We start from the raw sequence: 25,325 nt of genomic DNA on the forward strand, positions 1-25,325 counted from the left end.
TCTTTTTGTTATCAACAAAGAAGGATTCACAAGAGATCGTTATTATCTTTTTTGTTGATAGCGACAAGACAAAAACAATAGCTAACAAATGTTTCAAAAACAACTGGAAAAACGGAAAACTGGAGATTGAGGTGAAAATCATAATGCTTGCCATGGAGACAGCGGCAAGAAAGGCAGCTTCCGTCAGCAAAAATTATATGCTTTTGCAGACAGTGTCGGAGGTTGACGTGTCCGGAATTGTCAAAAAGGATATGAAATAAGCGGTTATGGATGGAGCCACTCAAAATCATATTTAATGAAAAAAAGTAAATGAAGGGGCCCTTAAACCCTTTCATCCCCTGTTCTTCTTCAGCTTTTTTTCAACAGGCAGAATCCAACGCTTTTTCCGCTGTAATGTCCAATAGAGCCGCTGTTGATGATGGTCCTGTCAGACCCGTACAACCTCATGATGTAACCGCAGGGGTCCATTTCTTCGGTCTTCAGTGACCATACACCTTCTTCTCCGGTGGTGGAAACGACTGGAGACGGATAAGTCCGGGTTACCGAGGGAGGGGTGCTCCAACCCGAGCTTGCCGTACAGGGGGTAGTGCCTGGCTGGACACACAACTCTCCGCCATCCGCCGGGTTCAAAGGTTCGGCCCTGAGGTAGAAACTGCGGATATAGTTGTTTTTCATACTGTAGGTGCCGTGGATGATATCTCCCTGTCTGAAAGCTCCACATCCCTCTGCCGGATTTGTAACTCCATCCCGGATGTACCCGGTAATGCTCAGGTCAGGTATCGGCCATGTATTATCAATCATAACCCTTATGATCTGGTCAGTCCCATCCGCATTCAGTGCCGGATATGTTATCAATGTCATGGGGTCGAAGGCTTCCATACAAATCTCCCACAACCCATCCATGGGAGCGCTCGTAATCCACTTTGCCAGTACAAAGCCTTCCACAAAACGCCTTTCGTTTCCTTCCAGATCTTCAAGATATGTGTAATATCCGTCGGAATCAAGCTTCTGTGTGTGGTTATAGGGGCCGGTGAAACTGGAACCCACCTGGTCCACAAGTTTGACGTTGAAGGAATTGGTCAGCTGTTGCCAGGGTTCGCCCGGAAGGCTGCGGCGTACGAACACCCTGTACTTGAGGGGCATTACGCTCGTCCCGCTTCCTGTGAAGGTATTTGGCGGGAATGCAATATGTCCGCAGATGGTCACCACCCCGCCGAACGGGCTTTCGTTTGCGGTGAAAGCAGCCATTACTCCGGTACCGGTAGCAAGCCCGGTTGAGCTGTCGATGTCCTCGATCCCCATGTTGCCGACAATTGAGATGTAAGGCGTGTGGTCCCCTTCCTCGACGGTCGGGCCTGGAGGTATATGCATAAGCGTATCCCTGCGGTTACCCCATCTGGGAATATAGTTCGGGTCCCATGCAGGTGGTGCCACTTCCCATGAAAGGATTGCACGGACCTTAACAATTTTTGCTCCCTCACTGCAGGGCTTGTGGCGGCCTGTGAGGTTCACGGGCAAAAACACGGAGTACTGCAGTTTCCCCGAAGGGGTATTTTTGATATCGTGCACATTCACCACTGAGGTTCCCACATATGTCCAGCCGTCTCCGTCTCCCCAGTCTGCCCAGAACGCCACATACTCCTCACTTCCGGCGGTGCACAGGCCTCCGGAATAGCCATTTGACTTCTTGAGTTCGATTACACCGGCTAGCTCTTCCAGGTTCGCGTTCAGGCCGATGCATTTCAGCTCCTCGTATGTCGTGTCCCCTGAGGATATCGGCACGAGTCCCTCAATTATGCCAGGTACTACAGAGAGCTCAAACCCTGAATCGATCAGGGTGTCATGCAGGGATACGGTGCTGGCGGCAATGACACTTTTGCCGGATTTTTCCGCAACCTTTTGCCCGAGGGAAAGCGTATCCTTACCGAGCAGGTTCTTGATCTGTGAAAATCCGAACCTCTGTCCGGGTACTTCTTTGTCTTTGTATAGCTGGAGAAGTTTTGGCAAGCCAAGCTTTTCAGGTTCCTTGAAGGTAATTTCTTTCTCAAGGTCCACAAGCTCCAGGATATTCTCCGGGATGTTGACCGCTTCCAGTTCAAGAACATCTTTTATGAGAACAAACCTGAGGGCATCTATCTGGATATATGCATCGAGTGAATTCCCCCATACCGGTACAAAATCCGGGGTTTCAGCAGGAGGAGAGTTGTTCCAGGACAGGATTGCCCGTACTTTCGGAATGTTTTCTTTTATGCACCACTTCTTCTTAGCATCAAGAGGGATGCTTACAGCATATTCCAGGGGTTTGTTTCCGGGTATATTGTAAGCCTTGAAGCTGACCACCCCAAGGTCCTCCCATGTGTCCGTATCGTCCCAGTCCACATAGAAGCGGATATATTCGGGGGTCCCGCCGGAACAGAGATTGCCACCGTAACCGGAAGACTTTTTGATATGTATTACGGCTTCCATCCGTTCGAACCTGGGGTTAAAACCCACACATTTCAGTTCTTCATAGGTGGTCTTATTTGCCATCACCTTTACAGCTTTTAATGAACTTTCTTTCAGGTTCCCGAAATAATTGGGGTTTATCGCGGTCAGGTACTTAAAGTAAGTCCTCTCCGTTTCAGCGACCTCATATTTGCCTGAAACGGCGGATACCAGCTCAGTGAACCTCTTTGGACCCACTCCCTTAACATTCATAACTTCTTTGAGATTACTGAAACTTCCGATCTTATTTTTTTTTGTAAGTATTTTTTCAGCAACTTTTATCCCGATATCGGGTTCGTCGGGAAATTCTACGATTTTTGCAATTTCCTCTGCGTTCTCAACGGTATTCAAAAACTCAAGGATCTTTTTTTCATCCGCGGGATCCACGTCTTCAAGTGCGATTAAGGGCTTTTCTATTGATATTGTTCTTTTAGCTGTCAAAGAATCACTTCCGACACTACTAACTTTCATATATACTGCCTTTTTTGCAGCCTTGCCTACTAAATCAAGATCTACAGCCGTTAATGCCTGCTAAACGTTTTTTGGTGAAATCCCAAAAAAATAAAGTTGTCATTGAGAAAATCATTTTATACCGTTTTGCTTTCTTTTCCCACTGTCCGGACTCCACATTAACATTATTTTTATATATAGTATTCCAAATTATTAAAGTTTTTCAGTAAGTATATTTGAAAGATTCGGGCAAAAAAAGGATTAAATGCTACGCGATATGCTTAAGAAATTTTAATGTGAACAGCGGTAAAAATGACTCTGGGTCCGGGAGGATTAACCTTTTGTTTCTTTCAATTCTTTTCAAATTTTTCTTTTCAGTACCTGTTCGTGTATCCGGCAAAGCTCCGGCGGTAGTGAAAAGAAGGTTTTTTTTCGAAAAAACGGGGTCTGTGAAAGATATAAGGTGAACTACCACTCAGCTTTTGTTTGCAAATACCAAAAAGTCATACTTGAACCAATTAGCGAAGAACTCAAACAGATTATGATTGACATTTCAAAAGAGTCTAACTTTGAAATCCTTGAAATGGAAACTGACAAAGACCATATTCATTTCTTGATCAAGAGTGAGCCGAAAGTTAGCGTTTTGTCAATTGTCAGAAAATTGAAACAAGAATATACTAACAGGTTATGGAAAACTCAAAAAGAATATCTGAAAAAGTATTATTGGGGTGAGAATACGTTATGGAGTGATGGTTATTTTGCGTCTATTATCGGAAATGTTAGTAAAGAGGCGGCAGAATATTACATACGGAATCAGGGTTGAAGTTGACGCTTATATCCCCTGAGCTAAAGACTCAGGGGTTTTACGCTTCTTCATATAAACGGTCGATGGAATATTTCATGAACCCGGAGCCGTTCATACCATAGCAGAAATAATTCCATCTGACTCTGCCGTTCCATTGGATTTGATATTCAAACCAAAACTTCACTTAACTTGACATTGTCAGATTAATTATTTTATTAAATTAAAAAAGAATCCTTAATATTTGACGTTTATTCCTTTGGAAACAGGTTTATTTAATATTATTCGCCGTTAAATATATATTAAATCTCTAATGCAGGTAGCTACTTTACTGTTCAAATCTGACCTTTTGTTTCGATATGTTTGCAATATAAAACGGGAAAGAGGGTTGCCATATAAGTTATTACAAATTTTTACTGGAAAGACCGCCCGTAAGCGGGCGGTGAGGACCCGAAGTTTCTATACTTAAATATCACAAATCAACCCTTTACCTGACTCTTAATTGAATCGGTATCATATCCAACCCGGGTCAGTACATCAACTTCAGACTTTTGTGGACTTCCTGTTGCCTTCGGTTGATGCAAGACAGGCTCCTGTTGAATTAAGAATTAATATTACTTACACAATTATATTCATCTCATGTTTTCCCAACCCCAAAAAGCCCGCTGGCAGTTCTGGATAGACCGCGGAGGCACGTTTACTGATCTCGTAGCCCGCAGCCCTGACGGAAAACTGATCACACACAAGCTCCTTTCCGAAGACCCTGCTCATTATAAAGATGCAGCCATGCACGGGATCCGCCAGATCCTCGGGCTTCCAAAAGATGCTTCCTTGCCTGCGGAACTGATCGAAGCCGTAAAGATGGGCACAACCGTTGGCACAAATGCCCTCCTTGAACGAAAAGGAGAACGGACTGTTCTTGCAATAACGAAAGGGTTTGGAGACGCTTTAAGGATAGGATACCAGAACCGTCCGGATATTTTTGCTCAGAAGATCGAACTTCCTGACCAGCTGTATGAAAGAGTCATCGAAGTTTCCGGAAGGTTCAGAGCCGATGGAAAAGAACTTGTAGTTCTGGACCTCGAAAGTGCTAAAAAAGAGCTTGAAGCAGCCTACAAAGCCGGGATTCGCTCAGCTGCAATTGTACTCATGCATGCCTACAGGTATCCTGAACATGAACTCAAACTAGGCAGGCTTGCACGGGAGATAGGGTTTACACAGGTGTCCCTTTCCCATCAGGCGAGCCCTTTGATAAAACTCGTGAGCAGGGGAGAAACTACTGTTGTGGATGCCTATCTTTCTCCGGTACTCCGCAGGTACATTGATATGATCCAGAAAACTCTGGAAGAAAGAGGGGCTGAAATAGAAGAAAAAGAAAGCGAAAAGGAAGGAAGTCCGGAAGAAAAAAATCCTGAAGAAAAATACAGGGGAAAAAACACTCCAAGACTCATGTTTATGCAGTCCAGCGGCGGGCTTATAGGTGCGGACACTTTTCAGGGCAAAGATTGCATTCTCTCCGGACCGGCAGGTGGAATTGTGGGGGCAGTTGCAACTTCGGAAATGGCAGGAGCAAAAAAGGTCATCACTTTTGATATGGGGGGGACTTCCACTGATGTGGCTCAGTACAGTGGGGAATACGAGCGCAGTCTTGAAACCGAGATTGCAGGTGTTCGCCTGCGTTCTCCTATGATGCGCATCCATACCGTAGCTGCAGGCGGGGGTTCCATACTTCACTACGAAGGAAGCAGGTTCAGGGTAGGCCCGGATTCTGCTGGATCAGACCCCGGACCGGCATCTTACCGAAAAGGTGGACCTCTTACGGTTACCGACTGCAATGTCATGCTTGGGAAATTGCAGCCCGAATTGTTCCCGAAGATATTCGGACCCGATGGGGACCAGCCCCTTGACTCCGAAATCGTACGTCGGAAATTTTCAGAGATTGCAAAAGAAGTTTCTGAAAAAGAGGCTGTAAGTGGAGGCAGTGTACGGACTCCAGAGCAGGTAGCAGAAGGTTTTCTTTCAGTCGCAGTCGAGAATATGGCAAATGCCATAAAGAAAATCTCGGTCCAGCGGGGATACAACATAAAAGAATATACCCTATGCTGCTTCGGAGGAGCCGGTGCCCAGCACGCCTGCAGGGTTGCAGACAGCCTCGGGGTCAAAAGGATCTTCATCCACCCTTATGCAGGGGTGCTCTCAGCATACGGGATGGGGCTTGCAGACCAGAGGCTGATAAAAGAGAGTTATGTGGGAGCAGAACTTTCCGACGGGCTGATAGAGGAATTGAAAACAGTCTTTGCCAGGCTTGAAAATGACAGCCGCCTGATGATGCTGGAACAGGGAGTGCAGGAAGACTGCATTGCTGTGCTCTTTAAAGCCCATATGCGTTATGCGGGTTCGGATACGCAGTTAGCTGTGGATTTTGCAGATAAGGACGCCCTCAGACGCGGCTTTGAAGAAGCGCACAAGAAACGCTTCGGGTTTGTGATAGAGGGTAAAGCCATGGTTATTGAAGCCGTTTCCGTGGAAATCATAGGGATTACTGAGAGAGTTTTGGACCCTTTACTGAAAACCGAAACAAACCCTGCCTTTTCTCCCGTCTTGGTGGTTCAAATGTACAGCTATGGGGAATTCCATGAGACTCCTGTTTTCCAGAGACAGGAACTCAAACCGGGAACCTGCATAAGCGGACCTGCGATTTTTATCGAGAAAAATACGACCATTATTATCGAACCCGGCTGGGAAGGAGAGATAACGAAACGCGATCATCTTCTCCTGCATCGTAAGATTCCTCTCCCGACCCACACCGCCATAGGGACAGAAGCTGACCCTGTAATGCTCGAGATTTTCAACAACAGGTTCATGTCCGTTGCCGAGCAGATGGGCTATACCCTGCAGAACACAGCCTACTCGGTAAACATAAAAGAAAGGCTGGACTTCTCCTGTGCTATTTTTGACAGGTATGGAAACCTTATAGCAAACGCCCCTCACATCCCCGTGCACCTGGGTTCCATGGGGGAATGCGTAAAATCCCTTATTCGAACACAGTTTCAGGAAATGCAGGCAGGGGATGTCTACCTGATTAACTCCCCGTACCACGGAGGGACTCATCTCCCGGACATCACGGTTGTCACTCCGATGTTTGGCAGTTCCGGAGATGTCCTGTTTTATCTGGCTTCCCGGGGTCACCATGCCGACGTAGGAGGGATAAACCCAGGCTCAGTGCCTCCGGGCAGCAGGACCATTGAAGAAGAAGGGGTGCTCAGCGAAGGCATGAAAATAGTCAAACAGAGTCATTTCTGTGAAGAAAAGCTGAGGGTCTGGTTAAACTCGGGGAAATACCCTGCAAGAAACCCGGACCAAAATATGGCAGACCTCCGGGCCCAGGTAGCTGCAAATGAAAAAGGGCTGCAGGAACTGCGCAGGATGGTTGAAGAATTCTCCCTCGAAACCGTTGAAGCTTACATGAACCATGTGCAGGATAACGCTGAAGAGGCTGTAAGAAGAGTTATTGACAGGCTTTCCAACGGAGAATTCACCTACATGCTCGATGACGGAAGTGCCATTAAAGTGAAGGTCACCATTGACCGCAAGCACCGGGGTGCAAGGATCGATTTTACGGGTACTTCCCCTCAGCTTTCAAATAATTTCAATGCCCCTGCCTCGGTCTGTCTGGCTGCTGTCCTCTATACTTTCCGGACGCTTGTAAAAAGTGATATCCCTCTTAATGCAGGTTGTTTAAGGCCGCTTGAAATTATTATCCCTGAGGGTTCCATGCTCAAGCCAGAATATCCTGCAGCAGTTGTTGCAGGCAATGTTGAAACTTCACAGTACATTGTTGATGCTCTTTTCGGAGCTCTTGGTACAATGGCTGCTTCTCAGGGTACCATGAATAATTTCACCTTTGGAAATTCGGATTTCCAGTACTATGAAACCATCTGCGGAGGAGCAGGAGCAGGCCCAGGATTTTCAGGGACAGATGCTGTCCATACTCACATGACCAACTCGAGAATTACCGACCCTGAAATCCTTGAAACAAGGTTCCCGGTTTTTCTGGAGGATTTTTCCATCCGGCAGGAAAGTGGAGGAGAGGGGAAATTCAGGGGTGGAAATGGGGTTATCCGAAAAATCAGGTTCCTGAAGGACATGCATGCTGCTGTTCTCTCAAGCCACAGGAAACTCCCACCCTTCGGGCTAAATGGCGGCATGCCCGGTGAGTGCGGAAAGAACACGCTAATCCGCAGGGACGGCAGGGTTATGGAGGTTGGGGGACAGGCAGAAATTAAGCTTAAAAACGGAGATGTTTTTGTTATCGAGACGCCGGGTGGAGGAGGATATGGTGAGAAGCACAAACAGGAGAAAAAAGAACAGAAAAGTAGGAACAGAAATGTATCAGATCTAAAGTGAATATACTAGAATTGAATAAGACTCAATAAAGAATTCCCAGCATAAGTAATGTAGAAGAAGCCTGAAGACGCTGCATTTACTGTATCCCCCATACAGTCTCTTCGAATATTATGCTCCCCCAAGCAAATTGATTCGAAGACGGATCAGCGCCCCCGGGGTGTCTTTTATTTTTATTCCAGGGTATCTTTTATTTTGATGATGCACCAACTCTATTTCCCAACTCCATTTCCTAACACCAGCATCTAATAATTTGATAAATTATTTTCAATTTTTTATATAAAAATTTGTTTTTAAGTGAAAAATAGTTTCATGTGTTTTATTTTAATACCATTAAAATTTTTGATATAACATAACCATTTGATTATATAAAAATATCAAATCAGAAACAATCTTTCGCATCAATTATGATATATATCTCTGAGACATTATAGAAGTATAGATTAAGAGTAATAGGGTTTCCTCTTAATCTTTGGGTTGGATACAGGTAGGAACCTGAGAATTGGGCTCGGGACTCAAAACCCTACTTTCTGAAACATTCCGGAAAGCGTGGGAAGAAGTAATTGAGGAATACAGAGAAAGACTTAAGGTGCAGGTGAGGTTTTAACATGGAAAAAGAGACATATCGTGAGGCATATCTTACATTTGAGGATCATGAGGATTTCCTGAGGACTCTTGAAGAAGTGCTCCTGGATAGGAAGAGATTACTTACAACGCTTGCAAGAGCATAATCACTTTTTCTGCAGCAGCCCTTTTTTCTTGTGGCTTTTGAGCAATTTCACTGTAATTCTTATGAATCAAGAGTATTGAATGGTCATGAATCGAATGGTCATGAATCGAATGGTCATGAATCGAATGGTCATGAATCGAATGGTCATGAATCGAATGGTCATGAATCGAGTAATGTATTTTTGAGGTTTTTTATTACTTTTTGGTTTTGAATCGATTGCCGTTAATTTCCAGGGGCTAATGACTGGTGACCCCGGAAGATATTAATAAGTATCAAAATTTATAGCCATCAATTCAAGACAGTTTACCAGGAATCTACCTCAATGTCTTGAAAAGATAGCTTTATACTTTTTTTAGGTTAATTTGCTGTCTTAGACTTAGTTGCTGGCTAGATGTTAAGGTTAGTGCCAGCGACCCCAATGCCTCTGGCCGCCCCGGCCACCGCAGTGACCCCAGCGACACCAGTAGCCCCAGTGCCCCCAGCCGTTTCCATATCTCCACATATCATTTACCTCCATGGTTTTACATTTCTTATTATTTTCTTTTTGCATAGAAAAGGTGAACGTTTCAAGATTAGAGTGTATAATTCTCCAATCAAACTTTTCATCCACCCCTGATACTTCCCTGGCAACTTTTTTTAGAAATAATGCTTGTTACTGATTGTCATTTGGAGAGGAACAAATTTGATTGCCAGAATGTATGAATAAAATTATATATATAATAACAGACCATATAAAAGTGACAGAATGACTGTTTCTTAATATAAATAATCATTTAAAAATTGAGTAAATCCTCTCTCAACAAAACATGCTTATTTTACACTTAATCTACAGGTTCTAATTCTTTTAAAGCTCCCAATAGGAAATAAGACTTTGTTGTCTTACCAAATGGTTCTGTATCAGTACATACTAGTTTTACTTTCGATAAAAGAAGCGAAGTCAATGAGCTTAATAAGGTTTTAGTCGTTGAACTTAAAAAGGGTAAATGGGAAATTGGTAATGATAAATAGAGACAAGTAAAAGATTATGCAATGGAACTTAGAAAGTGTGGCATTGGGGTTAGCACTGAGACAAGGATCCAATGCTTCTTAAAAGGTGCCAGCGTAAATCCTGATTGTACTCCTGGCGAGAGGGACAAAGGTGCAATTTCCATAATACCTTGTGCATATGAAATAATTTTGAATAGGGCGAAAGCAAGGACATTTTACCTTATTACTAAAATAAAAAAACTAATTAAAATAACTAATAAGCAAAACTCTAATAAAATGTGATCTGACTGGATTGACGGTTAAAAATTCTGAATAGGCAGGCATTTTTCTTCTAAAAAGAGGCTATTTTTTATATATGTCTCGCTTTCTGGCACACAAAATAAAGTGAACTGTCTTAGGGTATTCCCATGTTAGAAAAACTCCTCGCAACCCTCACTTCCAAGCAAATAGACGCAGTTGAACACACTTCGGGTCCTCTCTTAATCCTTGCAGGGGCAGGTACAGGCAAGACCACAACAATCACCAGCAAAATCGCCTGCATGATCAAAGTACAGAGAGTTAAACCGGAAAAGATCCTTGCCCTTACTTTTTCAAGGGAAGCCGCCAGAAATATGGAAAAGAAAATCCATGAGCTTCTCGGGCAGGGAACAGATGTGAAAGTGAGTACTTTTCATGCTTTCTGTGCCGAATTGATAAGAGATAATTCTGAAAAGTGTGGAGTTTCGGAGCAGTTTACTATTTTTGAGGATATTGATTCAGCTATCCTGCTTTATAAGGAACTGGGCACCAGTCCGAGAAATGCAGCTTTATATTCCAGCACAATTGCAAAGGCAAAGGACCTCAACATTTCGATTGATGAGTTCAAAGCTTATCTTGAAACAAAGAAGGAATCCCTGCTTGAGTTTGCTGAAGAAAGCAGATTGGAGCAGTTTTATACCGAATGTAAGATCAACTTGAACACGTTTCATTTAAAGGATAAAAGCCAGCAAAAAGCCCTGAAAAATGAAAAGAAAAACTGGCAGGACTTCATTGGACTTTATGAGGAATACCGAAAATATGCTGATTTCACCCACGCCTGGGTAACATATGAAGAAAAAAAGAGAGCCCTAAATTGCCTTGATTACGGAGATCTCAACCGGATTGCCCTTGAGTTCTTGAATACCTGCGGCACAGCAGAGCTTAACGATACCTATACTCACATCATTGTGGACGAGTTCCAGGACACTAACTACGTGCAGTTCGAACTTATTAAGCACCTGACCGCACGGGAGCAAAATATCACGGTTGTTGCGGATGCGAACCAGAGTATCTACGCTTTTCGGGGAGCGTACTCAAACAATATAGAGGATTTTAAAAAGCAATTCGGAATTTCAGAAAAGGATATAGTGTCTCTAGATGTGAGTTTCAGGTCCACGAACAAAATCCTAAGGGTCGCTCACAAGCTGATCTCACAGAATTATCCCGAAGACCGGAAAAGCGAGTGCATTCTCCTCAAAAACTGCAACAATAACAAAGGCAGAAACGTCGTCATCCAGGAAACAAAAGACGAAGGGGAAGAAGCAAGAAAAGTCGTCGAGCAGATCGAATCTTATATCGAAAAGGGCATTCCCCTAAACGAAATTGCAGTCCTTTATCGAACCCATAACCAGGGTAGGCAGATCAGGCAGGCGCTCCAGAGGCGGGAAATACCTGTAGTTGTGAAAGACGATGCTGATTATCTAAAACAGCCCGAAATCAAAACAGTGCTTTCCTATCTCTATATATTAAATAACCTCACGGACCCGACTCCCAGAGGAACGGAGGCCTGGTGGCGGCTCTTTCATTACAATAATGGCCTGGAGAACCGTGACTCCGTTCAGATAGGGGAGTTCATCAAGAAAAACAAGATTTCTTTTCAGGAAGCTATCTACCATCATCTTGATGAGATCAGATTAAGTGAAAATGGGTGCAATACTATTGGAAAGGTTAAAGAAACAATCAGGGTCCTTGGTGAGAAAAACCTGCTGGATGTTTCTGATCTTTTGCTTGAAATTTATGATCACAGTGGGCTTATGAGGCACCTTAATAGGCTGGATACGCTGAAAGCCAGGGAAGCTTTCCTGAACCTGAGAAACCTGCACGAAATGGCAAAGAATTATGAACAATTCTACAACAGAGAGCTTTTTGGCTTCATTGATTATCTGGAGATTCTGGACGAAATGGGAGGCAACCCTGCATCGGCAAAGATCAGGGAGGATGATGCTGTAAGCCTAATGAGTATCCATGCAGCAAAGGGACTCGAATTCAGGGTCGTTTTTGTGACCAGCATGGCAAAGGACAAATTTCCTCTATTCAGGGGCGGGCAGGAACCCCTGATTCCACTGGAAATGATGAACCAGTACAGGGATCTATTTTCAATGGGCCTGAGCAAAACCGCACTTGAAAAGGCAATCCGTGAGCGGAAAAAAGAGATCAAGCTCGAAGAGGAACGCAGGCTCTGCTATGTAGCCTTTACAAGAGCAAAAGAAGACCTTATACTAACTCTTTCTCTGGAATATGGTGGTAAGGAGAAAGAACCCTCTGAGTTTCTAATGGAAATCGGGTATGACCACTGGCGGGATATAAACACCGATACAGCTGATAGGACAAAAGGTGATATGGAAAAGGAAATCGCTTTTGATGAGTTGAGCCTGTCTTATCGGAAAGACCTTGAGGTTAAAACCGCAGGTCTTGTAAAGGACAACGAGCTTGAAAGAGAGAAAAACAAATGTGTTCGACTGCTTATTGAGGCTCTTGATAAGGATCTTGAAGAAGCTGTACACTACTTGATGGTCTACAGGGCTCTAAGAGATGGTGGATGTGGAAACTATCTAGAAGAATTGAAGCAAAAATGGGACCTTGTAGATCCGACTGAAAAAGCAGGAGAGATCCTCTCAAAAGTGGAGATCAGAAGCAACGGCTTGAGATTCAATCCGGAGGCGTTTGGGTTCAGCTTTTCCACTTTGAAGTTGTACGAAAACTGTCCGAGACAGTATGAATTACAGGAAATCCTGCGCATGCCAAGCCGAAAGAACGAAGATTCGACAGGAGTCATGGCAAAGGGAAGTTTCGTGCATGAGGTGCTAGAGATTGCAGTTAAAGAAAAAGTTTCGGAAAAGCAGGCACTCTACAAGATAGTTGAAAATCTTCATAAAAAGCCTGAATGGATGTATGTGGATCTGGAATCAACTTTTCCTCTTTTTGAAGTATTCTGGCTCCGAAATAAAGACCGGATTTCAAATAATCTCATGGTTGAAAAATGGTTTAGTGTTCCTATCGAAGGATTTGTTTTCAGGGGAAAGATCGACCGGATCGATTTGCTTGACCCCTCCACAAAAGAGGTTGAAATTATCGATTACAAAACCGGAAAATATGATGTAAGCCCCGAAGACCGTTCAAGACAGCTTCTGCTTTACGCAAAAGGTTTTGAACACATGCATCCGGAATATCGGGTGAAGAGGCTCACGCTTGATATGCTAGCTCTGGAAAAACCTCGCGTTTTTGAGTTGCAGGAGGATGGAAAGTACGGCAGCACTGAAGGCCGGGTAAGTCCCCTTGACAGTAGGGCAATTGACGCTATGGTCCAAACTGCACGAAATATTGCCCATGATTTTGAGCATGGGTTTAAGGAGACAGAGGATCCTGAAATCTGCAAGGGGTGTGGGTTCAGGTTGTATTGTGATGGTGTTAATCTGTAAGGTCAATTAAAAAATGAGCTGGTAGAATGACTTTTTCTGAAATATACGGCAAGTTGAGAACTGTAGATTCAGAGGATTTGCTTACAATGTAATCCTGAAATCTGATATAAAGTACATAAGATAAAAACCAGGTGATATCTAAAAACCAGGAACCGGAATTGGAATCCGGTTCCCAGATTAAAGGGCTTCACGACAATTTATACATAAACGTTTTAGTTTTAATTCTTTTAGTCTGACTATTTTATGCTTCAACTCCCTTATTACACCGCATCAAGGTCTACAATCCGGGCTTCCGGGAACCTTCCTGCAAGAATTTCTACGGTTTCGGGGTGGCAGGTGAAATAAAAGAGCTGGTTGCCCGGGACAAGGTCCTTTATGGCTTCACAGGTGCTTTTGCAGCGTTCGGGGTCAAAGTTTACCAGCACGTCATCAAAAACGACAGGAAGAGATTCCGAATGCCTCCCGAATTCCCTTATAAAACCGAAACGCAGGGAGAGATAAAGCTGTTCAGCTGTTCCCCGGCTGAGTTCCTGGACGCTCTTCTGGCGGCCTTCCCGGTCTTCAACGTAAATCTCGGAAGAGTTGAGCGGAGAATAAATCCGCGTGTACCTGCCTCCAGTGACCTTTGTGAAAAAGGCCTGGGCTTCCACGATGACTGCGGGCTGCCTTTCTTTTTCATAGACTTCGATTGCTTTGGCAAGGACTTTCCGGGCAAGGACCAGGGATGCCCATTCCCTTGACTTTTCGTGAAGGTCTCCCAGAAGGCTTTCCTGCATTACCCTTGCCAGGGAACCTTCACTTCCGTGTTCGAGCTGTTCGATCTGGTTTCCTATCGCTCCACGTCTGTCCATGTTCTCGGAGGTCTCCTGTTCAAGGGTTTCCAGGCATTCCTCCAGCCTGCGTTTTTTTTCTTCCAGGCTTGGGGGGTCTAAGGCTTGAAGTTCTTCTACGAAAAGCTTATACTTTTCCCCGTCCCCGGAAACCCTTCGGATCTGCTGTTCAGCTTCCCTTACCTTGTTTTCTAGCTCGGTCCGCTGAGCCCAGTGCCGTGCATTTTCACGGAACTCTTCTTCTGTTGCTGCAGAGCCGGACTCAAGAAGAACTGCAAGCTCTTTTTCAGCAGTTTCAGACTTTTCCCGGGCTGCCTGAACTTCGATCTTGAGTTCTTTTGACCTCATTTTCAGCTGCTCCAGTTTCCTTGCCTCCTCGGATGCCTCTTCAAGGTTCGAACGAAGTTTTTCAACCTGGGTATCGAAAGAAAGCCCGAAAAACGGACATCTGCATTCCTGCAGGACCCCGGCAACCTTTGCTTCATAGGCTTCTATCGAAGTTTTGCCGGAAGCTATCTGTTCCTCAAGGCTCCGGATCGTCCGCTGCCTATCAAAGCAGGTCCTGATTACCGAGAAGATTTCAAGCACGCTTTCTACAGAAAGTGAGGGATCAAGCCCGTAATCTCCAAGCCAGAGAGTCCACTTTTCGGAGAGGGCGTCCCTTTGCGTTCTTTCCTCAAGGAGTCGGGCTTCGAGCTCTTCTTTTTTGTGCTCAAGGCTTTCGGATTCAAGTTCAAGGGTCCTCATCCTTTCAGCCTGGTTATATGCAAAACTTACATCCTCCCTGAGCTTTGCTATTTCACTGTCAAGTGTGATTCCCGAAACAGGTCTTTCGCAGGCTTCCAGAACGCCAAGGGCTTTTTCTTCGTACTTTTTAACAGCAGCTACCCTGATCTGCACCTGTTTTTCCAGCTCTTTAACGCTTTTTTGCTTTTCCAGGCAGGCTTTGATCGTGGAAAGGTGTTCAAGCACATGCTCAGGAGAAAGTTCCAGGTCAAGCCCTGAAGAAAGAAGCCATTCTTTCCATTCCTGGCGAACCTCTTCCTGCTTTTTCTCTCCAGACTTCAGCTTACCTTCAAGTTCCTGGTAAGCTGCATCTAACTTCTCCAGCTTCTTCCGGAGCTTGTCCTTTCCCTGGCGCAGTTCCCCGGCAGTTTTCAAATCAAGCAGGACTCTCTGCAGTTCATTGGCTTTCTGTTCCCGAGCCGAGGGATCGGGAATGTCTTCAAACCCACACTTTTTTGCCTGGATTTTCATGTATTCTTTCAGGGTAGCAATCTCTCCGGACAGCTTTTCCTTTGAGTCCTGTGCTTTTTGTTTCCGGGCTTCGGTCCCTTTCAGGCGCTCCTCGCCGGCAGGAGGACTTGACGGCTGACTCGAGGGCTTTTTCCTGGCTTTCAGGAAGTATATGGCAGAAGTAGCAAAAAGGAGGAAAAATATGCCAAGCCCGGGGAGCAGGGCTCCGTTTATGTACTCGTAAATCAGGCCCATACTGCCTGCAAGCAGGAGCATTTCTGCAGGCCAGAGGGGAAGCCCTTCCTCATGTTCAGTTTCTCGGGGCCTGAAGGCTGCAAAAAGCATCTCTTCTTTTTCCAGGTCTTTTTCCAGGTTTTTGAGTTCGTTTTCTTTTTCCCTTAGGAGAGGCTGCTTCACCCTGAGGTAGCTTATGGCTTCAAGTCCCTGCTTTACCTCTTCAGGGTCGGGAAGCTTTGAGTATGCCCCGAGTTTTTCTTCCAGGGCTTCGATTTCCTCGCGGACTTCTTCGATTTCCCCAAGGGCAAGTTCGAGTCTGTCGTGGTACCTTTCGATTGTTTTTTCAGTCTCTTCCATTTCCCTTCGCTTTGCAAGCACGTTTTCCTTTGAAGGGGTCGAATGCTCGAAACGGGCAAGGGTAGTTTCGTCCCAGCCTTCCCCGAGCCCTAAAAGGGTTTCCTTCAGTTCGGCTTTTCTGGCCTGAACTTCCCGGGTTTCGGAAAGGAGGGAGTTCTTATCAGCCCGATATTTCTCGATTCCATTTCCAAGTTCGATTACTTGGTTCCTGTACACCAGGAGGCTTTCTTCAAAGACGTCTTTTTCCTGAAGGACCCGTTCGATGCTGGTGAGGACCTGCTTGAGCTCGTTTTGGATCTCCTTTATTTTAGCCTCAATTTCCTCTACCGCCTTTCGCATCTTGATGACGGTTTCCTTTGCCGGGATTGAACGGTCAAAGTGGTTCAGAGCCTCTTCATCCCAGTCCGGACCCAGTTCCAGGAGGAGCTCGGAAAGCCTGGCTTCTTCCTGCTTGAGCTTTGCTTCCAGGGTCGGGAGCGTTTTTACTTCGGACCTGTATTTCCCAAGCCCGCTTTCAAGTTCAAGCACCGCATCTTTCTGTCTGAGCAGGCTTTCGTCCGGAGAAAGGTTTCGTTCGTTAACGGCATTTTTTTCCAGATCCTGCTCCAGCCGTGAAACATCTTCCCTTATTCCCTCAATTTTATCCAGGAGCCTTTCAAGCTTTTCTTCCCCTTTTTCAGGGAAACTCCCAAGCTCGGGCAAAGTTCCAAGGTCAGTTTTTGACTCCTGCAGGGCTCTCCAGTCGTCCCATACGGAAAGCAGGTTCTGGACGTGGTTTAATTTTTTCCGTATATTCTGGGACTTTTCTTTTAACTGATCAATTTCCAGGTTTCTCTGTTCAAGTTCGAGATGAAGGGTATCGTATTTTTTCTGGGCTTCTTCAAATTCGGCAATTTCGTCATTGGTCTTCCTGATTTTTCTTAGTAGCTCATTAATAAGGGGTTTTCTGCCCCTGGGTTTATACAGGTTGCTTTCCATGTTGTTGATGGACTTCATAAGTTCCGGAATGGAGACTCCGACCCCTGTGCCTGCACTGTAGAGTTTGCTGTTGATGCTCTGGTCGTTCAGGGTCTCAAAACTCTGCAACTCTTCAAGGCCAAAAGCATAGATGTTTTCAAAAACGTTCCTGTCTGCATGACCCAGGAGTTTAAGAAGTTCAGTTTTGCTCCCGGTATTCCCATTGGGAAGCACGACTTTTACATCGTCTTTTCGGCCTGTGTTTCTCTCTATGACCCAGCGCTTCCTTTCAGAATCGATTACAACAAGTCTTCCCCCATGCTGCCCTCCTTCAAGTGGGGGATAGAGGTTGCACCTTGTGTTGGGGATGCCAAAAAACATCCTCCGGATAAAAGTGAATAATGTTGATTTTCCTGCCTCATTTGCTCCTGTTAATATGACCAGGCCGGAAGGCAGGTCTTCCACCGAAAGCTTGGAAAACTTGCCAAATCCGTCGATATGAATGGCATCAATTTTCATGCTTTTCCTCCGTGAGCAGGGCATCAAGCAGGATGTTTTCAGCACACTGGAGCAGGGATTTCATTTCATCATCATCAATTTTGCAGATATATTTGCCCCCACTGCCGGATTTAAAGAGAGGGAAAAGGACTTCATGAAACTCGTCCAGGGCTTCTTCATCAGTCTTTAAGCCCTCCACGATTTTAACCAGGTCTCCCACAAAGTCCTCCCTTTTCAAAAGCAGTTCTCTTTCTATTGGAAAGAGTGTTTCATTTTCAATGCGTTCTACCCAGGTGAACTGCCGGCTACGGATTTCATCTTCCCTGAGCGTATGGAGAAGATCTTCAAGAAAACCCTCTTTCCTGAGAGTGCTGTGCAAAGGTCCTCTTCCGCTGAGAACCAGCCTGCAAATCGCAGACCTTCCCCCTGAATTTTCCCTGATCTCGTCAAGCTGGCTTTGAAGGCTTTCTACCAGTTCCCCTTCTTTTTCCAGGCCTTCTATGGAAACTTCCCTTATATGCCAGCGGACAGAGTCGGTCTCGATGAATTTTGTAGAAATAACCCCTCCGGAAGAAACGTTCACAAGACAGCACCCTCTGGCTCCTGTCTCGCCTGGATGCCTGCCCTGCGGGTTGCCCGGATATATTACAACAGGAGCTTCCTTGCAAACCACGGAAGGAGTATGGATGTGTCCAAGAGCCCAGTAATCGTAGCCAGGCTCCCTGAGATCCTGCAGGGTACAGGGTGCGTAAAGGTCATGCTCAGGATAACTTCCCACGCTGCAGTGGAGAAGCCCTATGGTAAACGGCCAGTGATTCTCTTTTTTCGGGAAGTCTTTCACTAGGTTTTTCATGATATGACGGGTAGGGTAACTCATTCCAACAACAAAAGCAGCCGTTTCTCCTTCTTTTTTGAATTCCACAACTTCCGCTTTATCTCCCCTCATGGTGTGCACGTTTGCGGGCCACTTCAGGCTTGCCGACCAGCCGTCAAGAGGATCATGGTTCCCATGGCAGATAAAAACCTGAATCCCGGCGGTTTCAAGCTTTCGGAGTCCCTCTATAAACCTGACCTGGGCATAGAGGCTCTTGTCGGCACTATCATACACGTCCCCTGCAATGAGCAGAAAATCAACTTCTTCTTCCATACATAGCTCAATAATAGCTTCATAAGCCTGAAAAGTAGCTTTTGCAAGCCTTTCTCCCAGCTCTTGATCAATCCCGGAAATTCCTACAAATGGACTGTCAAGGTGCAAATCAGCTGCATGGACAAAACTCAAAGTCCCGTTCCTATCAGTATCAACCGACAGTTCTCTTTTTTTCATTGGAGGTACCCCTAACATACATATAAAATTTATACATTTAGCTGTATATTTTAAAACAAATTAAATATTTTGGTTTGAATGTTTTGAAGCATGGTTGTCATGATAACCATGCAGAGCTGGATGTTCCTTTCCTCCTATGAAAAACTCCGTAAAAGCATTCTGAATGAAAACACTATCCTATCCATGGCTCATTTTGGGGCTCGAGCTTTTGACAGCATAGGAGGGGAAGTTGTTTCAACAACGGCATTTGTTATCGAAAAGTCTCAACATCTGGAATATAAAGGAGCTTATCTGCAACTAATCGATGGGAACTGTGAAGCAGATAAGAAAGCTGAACTGAAAACAAAAATATCTGATCCTTTCCGCACCTCCGCCGCCGACTTCAAAAAAATTCCAGAGGGTCCGATTATGTATTGGGTAAGTGAGAAGATCACAGATATATTTGAGCACAATAAGAGACTTGAAAGTATTGCTCCAGGTAAAGTTGGATTGCAAACTGGTAGCAACGATATATTTGTACGATATTGGTTCGAGGTTTCAGCAAAAAAGACGAGTTTCAGTATAAATAGGAAACACGATTTTTCGAGGAAATGGTTTCCTTATAACAAGGGTGGAGATTATAGAAAGTGGTATGGAAACAATGAAAATATAGTAAACTGGGAAAATGATGTATATGAAATAAGAAACTTTACTGATCAAAATGGGAAGCTGCGTTCACGACCACAAAATCGTGAATATTATTTCAAGTCGAGGATATTGTTCATGAACTGCTGGTTGAAAAGATGATTGATTATCCAGAGCTTGGGAGCTGGTGGAACCGGAGGGGGGATGAGATTGATGTTCTTGGAGTAGATCACCAGGGAGGGAAAGCCCTGGCAATTGAGGTCAAGAATAAAGAACTGGGTGAGAGCGAGGCGAGAGAGATCCTGGAGTTAACACTCGATAAAACAAAATTAGTAAGAGGAATATCTGATCCAAAATTGAAAGTAGGGATAGTAGCCCGAAAGATCAAAGGCAAAGAACACCTGGAAAGTGATGGATTCCTTGTATGGGAACTGGAAGAGCTTATTCCCTAATTTATCGAGCAGTGGGGCAGTGGTGTCCGGTGCATGTTCAAGGAAGCAGAGGCTTTCGGGCTTCCTGAACCTGAAATCGTTGAAGTGGGTATGCTGGTGAGGTTCATTGTCTATCTGGCGGAGTCCATAAATACTCAGATCTCTATGAAAGCAACCGAACAAGTGGCTGAACAAGTAAATCGGTTGCTCTTCTGCCTGAAGCGTCAACTACTCCTGAGCTAAAGACTCAGGGGGTTTCTACTAAAGGTTTATGAAAACGAAACTTATTGAAATTGCTCTCCCACTGGAGACAATCAACAAGGTTTCTGCGCAGGAGGAAATAGGCTTCTGCGCAGGAGGAAATTCGAGTAAGTTGCTATTCCCCTGCCCCGCTTGATACTGAAGACCCTGGGAGAATATGGGAGTTCGCTTTCAAGTATAATGCATATAAGAAGCTTGGCTCATTTGAAGCCGTCTGTAAGCTCGCTCATGAGAGAAAAAAAGTTTTCATGGATACTGGCAACGGATCAGAATTGTTGAGATGAGTTGTGAACCTGCTTATTCTTTGAACAGCGCCGCTGGCGCCATATGGGTGAAGACCCTGGAAAAATCACTTCACAGAGTAATCCGGCTCTATCGGACAATCTGCAACCAGTGGAGTGAAGTCGAACCTGAGGCTTCTGTTTCCCATGATCATTTAAAAGATGGCGTTTAACTCTCCCATTAAAAGCTCAGAGGCTGGATCCCAAATTCGTCATTTTTGACATGATTTTTTTTTGACATGATTTCTAGGAGTAACTAAGATTTCTTATGGAAGAATGTGATCTAACGTTTTTACCTTGAATATTCTCTCAATAAATTTCCTAACTGCTTCTTGTATATATAAAAGTATAGCTAAGAAATTTAGCCTTTCATTGGCTTTTTGGGCATGTTCTGGCACACCTACAAATCCCAATCTATATTAAAAAAGTCAGATGTATAAGGCACTCAATTTTAGTTTCTTATGAGTTCAGAGTTGCTCATTAACTCCAAGTGTTAATTTCCGACCTTCAGCTTTAGTTTCCAGTAAGTAGCTTCTCTAATCAAAGGAAGGAAACAAGTACATACTTGGAAATGTGGACTTTGAGAGTTATATGAAAACAGTCTGATGAAGCATACTAGAAGGAATCAAAATACTAGAAGGAATCAAAATACTAGAAGGAATCAAAATACTAGAAGGAATCAAAAAATTCATCCTTTCTTGGAGACTTAACATTTAAATGTACTATAGTTTTTAATGTAAAATTTGTAACTCTTTATAATTACAATAGCCTATTGATGGTGATTTTTTGAACTATTGAGGAATGATATGATAACAAAATTTTTCATATATAATAATAAAGGAATTTAGTTTCAAAAAGTTGACACATTATTCAGTTCATACCCAATAAACGAGATCTAAAGCATCTGAAGCTTTCAAAACAAGTAACTTCAAAAATCTGATTAGAGCATTCACTAGAGGAATATCAACTTGGTGTCATCTGTAGGGAGATAGGGAATTTTAAAACAGATGCGGGGATATAGGTAACTTAAAAAAACGCAACGCGTGTGTAAGGATAATGCACAACCGTTTTTTTTTCATAAAATTGCCTTAACTAAAAAAATCTATTTCTATAAAACCTGTTTAATAAAAACGTCAAAAAAAGTGTACATTTTGTAGAGGTAACGCACAACTGTATCATTAGAAAGTTGCCTTAACAAAAAAATGGTTTTTTCTTTCAAAAAATATTTTTCTTAAATTAATTTAAGTTATTTAGTTCATTTATTCTTTTAATATATTCCTTAATATCCAATTCAACAAGATCTAATAAACGTTTGGTTCTAGAATCTCTTTGGAGGCTCTCAAATTAGCTCTTAAAATCCCTAATCTAATTTGATACCCATTTCTTCAAAAATATTTCCCAAATGAATTTTTATTCCCAACTTTATTTTGCATTTCTGTCAGCACCAGCAGTTGATACGCTACGAAACTCAATAAAGAGTAGAGTTTTTTACTCTCATCTCTCAATCTTCTGATGTCGAATTTTACTGTACCCTTGATATGTCCATCCCACTTTCCGCAGTAAATTTTTGCATATTCACAATTTTTCATGCTATCGATTTTCAATAAAACGTGGATTTATTGGACTTTTATGCAGGAGTTAAAAACAGCTAGATGGTGTATTCAGAGCCCAAAAAACGATAGTATTCAATTTCACCAAGTCCCAATTTGACCCTCTATTATTTGAATCTGTTTCAAAAATGCTATCAGGGAAAATATTGATTTTTGAAAAAATACTGCGGGATGTGGGTTATAAAGCGAAGAATAATGCTTGTATTTTTAGAGAGCATTGTCATGATAATACTGTTTCTGTTTATTCCTGCTCTCTCACTTAATTTCTTGGAAACATGGGTTTACTCAATTGTATTGTTTGTGTCACTTGAAATCGGAGTAGTCAAAGAGAAAGAAAAGCATCCAAAGATTATACAAGGATTTACTTATATGGGATTTGCTTTAATCTATGTGATTCCAGCGTTGGATCACCGATTCTTTTGGTCACATGTCCCATCTTCTATTGTAATCTTCGGTGATATTCTTGTCGTTGCTGGACTTTATTATACGTTCTTGTGCTCAAGGAAAACATCTTTGCCTCTGCTATTATTGAAATAACAACCGACCAGAAAGTAATAACAACCAACCAGAAAGTAATAACAACCGACCAGAAAGTAATAACAACAGGACCATATAGTATAGTGAGACATCCTATGTATTTAGGTGGTCTCATTATATTATTTGGCGTTCTTCTTGCACTTGGCTCTTGGTGGGGATTACTATTACTGATTCCATTTGCACTTATTTTCATAATAAGGCTACTTGATGAAGAAAAGTTACTATCTAAAAACTTGCCGGGTTACGACGAATACCATCAAAAAGTTCGTTACAGATTAATTCCATTATTATGGTGAGTATAAATTATCAATTATTAGTGAATCTACATATTTTTAATATATTGGCGATATCTCTTAATAAGCTCATCCAAAAACCCAGTTTTAATATCAATTATCAGAATTATTCTGAATTCCTTTTGCAATCAGAAGCTCATTGGTCATTTTAAATACGAGATCCAAAACAGCAAAATTTGAGTTTTGGAATAGGCTCATATAATAAATATTTTAGAGATTTTTGGAATAGGCTCATATAATAAATATTTTAGAGATAAGGCAAGTTTTGAAAAAATACGGTTGTGTGTGACTTTTACACATGCGTTGCGTTTTTTTGAGTTACCTAGATCCCTTAAAACAAATGCGGGGATATAGGTAACTCAAAAAAACGCAACGCATTTGTGGAGATTATGCAAAACCGTTATTTTTCTAAAATTGCCTTAACTAAAAATCAGTTTTCTCTTTTTGCAAAGTTTGTTTGGTAATAAGTCTTTTTTTGTATCTAATGTAATTTTAGCTAAATAATAAATATATATATCTTAAAAAAAGTATGGTATATTTAGATAAAAATATAGTTTAAGTTAATCTTTTTTAAACTTTAAACCAATTCCATAAAAATTTGGTTCAAACATAATTCGACTTTTTAACTCTGATAAAAAAGTCAAAAGCTTTGATTTAGAATCAACATTTTTATTGTTACAATAATCTTGTAATCTTTTGATGACCTCTTTTGTATAATTATCAAAGTAAATTATACCATAATTTAGCTCCTTTAGATGTTTTAATACTTCTTCTGCTAAACTGTAGTCATCGTATTTAAGAGCCAATTTTGCACGAAATATTAGATAATCATATTCTTCATTCTTATTGAGAGAATCTTTTGCTATTTTTTTGTCCCATTCAGAAATTTCCTCTTTATTATCATCTTCCATCTCAACTAGACAATCTAATAAGTATATAATTGTTGTATTTGAAAAAAACAACCCTATACTCTCTATGTAATAGGTTTTAGCTTCATTATAATTAGATTTAAATTTATAGCAATCCCCTAGTAAGTTAAATAACTCCGCTTTACCTTCAGTATTTAATTCATTAAGAGATAATGTTTTAGTGAATTTATTTATTGAACAATCTACCAAAAACACATTATTTGTTAAAGTACCTAACATATAGTATGTATTACCCCAAACGAAATAAGTATAAGAGTTATTTTTCTCAGTTTCATTAATATAAAAATCATCAATTGCTTTTTTTATTTCATCAATTGCCTTTTCTTCTACTCCAATTAACATATATTGAATACCCAATAAAGTTTGATATTGAAGTTTAACTGTGGGGGATTCAGTGTTTTTAATTATTTTTTCGATTAGAGATATATTTTCACTATCATTTAACTCCTCAGTGAAAATATCTAAACAAACGGTCAATAATTCTACATCATTAATATTACTGATATCATTTTTATTGCTAATTTCTTTCTTAGCTGAGATTATATCCTTGTGTATGATATATTTGACAACAATTTTATATAATATAATTTTTTCATCCCATGTGACGGATTCAATTATACTTTTGATTTTATCTAAAAATAGGATGATATCGAACTCTTTTTGAGAGTAAGAGTAAGAATATACAAGAAGTTCAAGAGCTTCACAAAGACGATCAATGTCGATTTTCAAAAATTGGTCATATGATTTAGGACCTAATGGTAACCTTGGATAGTCTTGATTATAATACTTTAAAGGAATAGTATCAATGATATGTAATATTAAATACTCCTCTATATACTCAGACATTCTTAAAACAGAGGTGTCATACTCTCCTTTATTATACAGTTTTTTCGCATTTTTCGCTTTGAGCTCAACTCTGGTAGAGTTTGGATGAATATTGAAATCTTTTAATATCTCTTTTCTAACTTCGTTAATATCATCATGGCTCGTAACAGTACAAAGCCTTTTTTTCATATTTGTTGACAATTCATTTATGTCAATCGAATTCATGATTATCCCATTTCCTTCACGATTTAGACATTTCCCTCAATTATCTAAACATTTGGTTCCTGTCTATATATGATATGTTTAAATGTAACACAATAAGACAATTTCTACTTAATTTACAAGAAATACAAAACTCTATTTTTTTACACTTTGTTTACAATTTCTTTTGATACCTTTTTACAATTTTACCTTTAAAATTTACAAGTCCTCTTGATGCCGTTTTACTATTTTACAGTAAAATTTACAATTCCCCTTGATACCGTTTTACAATTTTACCTGTAAAATTTACATTTTTACAAT

15 protein-coding genes are annotated in these 25,325 nt (G+C 42.1%); 11 read left to right on the forward strand and 4 right to left on the reverse strand.

The window, feature by feature from the left end:
* The first annotated feature begins 5 nt into the window (after positions 1 to 5).
* Complete coding sequence (locus MSWH1_RS08490) at positions 6 to 260, forward strand: DUF2121 domain-containing protein (RefSeq protein ID WP_048127723.1); 255 nt, start codon at positions 6 to 8, stop codon at positions 258 to 260.
* Between the two features lie 88 nt (positions 261 to 348).
* Here MSWH1_RS08490 and MSWH1_RS08495 read toward each other — a convergent pair whose 3' ends face one another.
* A complete protein-coding gene (locus MSWH1_RS08495; RefSeq protein WP_048127725.1) occupies positions 349 to 2,925 on the reverse strand; it encodes a hypothetical protein in 2,577 nt (858 codons plus the stop codon).
* Positions 2,926 to 3,397: 472 nt separating this feature from the next.
* On the opposite strand from MSWH1_RS08495, the gene tnpA reads away from it, so the two are divergent.
* From tnpA to MSWH1_RS08515, 5 genes are all read left to right on the forward strand, one after another.
* A complete protein-coding gene (gene tnpA / locus MSWH1_RS08500) occupies positions 3,398 to 3,757 on the forward strand; it encodes an IS200/IS605 family transposase (RefSeq protein WP_082088079.1) in 360 nt (119 codons plus the stop codon).
* A 618-nt stretch (positions 3,758 to 4,375) separates the two neighbouring features.
* Positions 4,376 to 8,143 carry a hydantoinase B/oxoprolinase family protein gene (locus MSWH1_RS08505; protein WP_048127727.1) on the forward strand — a complete coding sequence of 1,256 codons (3,768 nt, stop codon included), beginning with the start codon at positions 4,376 to 4,378 and terminating at the stop codon, positions 8,141 to 8,143.
* Positions 8,144 to 8,748: 605 nt separating this feature from the next.
* Positions 8,749 to 8,871 carry a hypothetical protein gene (locus MSWH1_RS20535; RefSeq protein ID WP_255350498.1) on the forward strand — a complete coding sequence of 41 codons (123 nt, stop codon included), beginning with the start codon at positions 8,749 to 8,751 and terminating at the stop codon, positions 8,869 to 8,871.
* Positions 8,872 to 9,899: 1,028 nt separating this feature from the next.
* Complete coding sequence (locus MSWH1_RS08510) at positions 9,900 to 10,139, forward strand: hypothetical protein (protein ID WP_048127729.1); 240 nt, start codon at positions 9,900 to 9,902, stop codon at positions 10,137 to 10,139.
* A gap of 125 nt (positions 10,140 to 10,264) precedes the next feature.
* Positions 10,265 to 13,573 (forward strand): ATP-dependent helicase, encoded by a 3,309-nt coding sequence (locus tag MSWH1_RS08515; RefSeq protein WP_048127732.1) that lies wholly within the window; start codon positions 10,265 to 10,267, stop codon positions 13,571 to 13,573.
* Between the two features lie 260 nt (positions 13,574 to 13,833).
* Here MSWH1_RS08515 and MSWH1_RS08520 read toward each other — a convergent pair whose 3' ends face one another.
* Positions 13,834 to 17,709 carry an AAA family ATPase gene (locus tag MSWH1_RS08520; protein WP_048127734.1) on the reverse strand — a complete coding sequence of 1,292 codons (3,876 nt, stop codon included), beginning with the start codon at positions 17,707 to 17,709 and terminating at the stop codon, positions 13,834 to 13,836.
* Positions 17,699 to 19,012, reverse strand: coding sequence for an exonuclease SbcCD subunit D (locus tag MSWH1_RS08525; RefSeq protein WP_048127736.1), 1,314 nt, complete (start codon positions 19,010 to 19,012; stop codon positions 17,699 to 17,701). Before MSWH1_RS08525 ends, MSWH1_RS08520 begins: the two co-directional genes overlap by 11 nt.
* A 99-nt stretch (positions 19,013 to 19,111) precedes the next feature.
* Here MSWH1_RS08525 and MSWH1_RS20045 point away from each other — a divergent pair, with 99 nt between their 5' ends.
* The 5 genes from MSWH1_RS20045 (at position 19,112) to MSWH1_RS20060 (ending at position 23,052) form a co-directional block, all read left to right on the forward strand.
* Positions 19,112 to 19,798 carry a BREX-1 system adenine-specific DNA-methyltransferase PglX gene (locus MSWH1_RS20045; protein ID WP_048127738.1) on the forward strand — a complete coding sequence of 229 codons (687 nt, stop codon included), beginning with the start codon at positions 19,112 to 19,114 and terminating at the stop codon, positions 19,796 to 19,798.
* Positions 19,795 to 20,088, forward strand: coding sequence for a DUF234 domain-containing protein (locus MSWH1_RS08535; RefSeq protein WP_048127739.1), 294 nt, complete (start codon positions 19,795 to 19,797; stop codon positions 20,086 to 20,088). Before MSWH1_RS20045 ends, MSWH1_RS08535 begins: the two co-directional genes overlap by 4 nt.
* A gap of 33 nt (positions 20,089 to 20,121) precedes the next feature.
* Positions 20,122 to 20,310: a hypothetical protein gene (locus MSWH1_RS20050; protein WP_048127741.1), complete on the forward strand. Its 189-nt coding sequence runs from the start codon at positions 20,122 to 20,124 to the stop codon at positions 20,308 to 20,310.
* A 298-nt stretch (positions 20,311 to 20,608) separates the two neighbouring features.
* A complete protein-coding gene (locus tag MSWH1_RS19020) occupies positions 20,609 to 20,782 on the forward strand; it encodes a hypothetical protein (protein WP_197074628.1) in 174 nt (57 codons plus the stop codon).
* Between the two features lie 1,931 nt (positions 20,783 to 22,713).
* A complete protein-coding gene (locus MSWH1_RS20060; RefSeq protein WP_231591949.1) occupies positions 22,714 to 23,052 on the forward strand; it encodes an isoprenylcysteine carboxylmethyltransferase family protein in 339 nt (112 codons plus the stop codon).
* A 557-nt stretch (positions 23,053 to 23,609) separates the two neighbouring features.
* Here the strand turns inward: MSWH1_RS20060 and MSWH1_RS08555 are convergent.
* Positions 23,610 to 25,028, reverse strand: coding sequence for a hypothetical protein (locus MSWH1_RS08555; RefSeq protein WP_048127744.1), 1,419 nt, complete (start codon positions 25,026 to 25,028; stop codon positions 23,610 to 23,612).
* Positions 25,029 to 25,325: the final 297 nt, after the last annotated feature.

It is taken from the genome of Methanosarcina sp. WH1, from assembly GCF_000970005.1.
In the GTDB taxonomy this organism is placed as follows: Archaea; Halobacteriota; Methanosarcinia; order Methanosarcinales; family Methanosarcinaceae; genus Methanosarcina.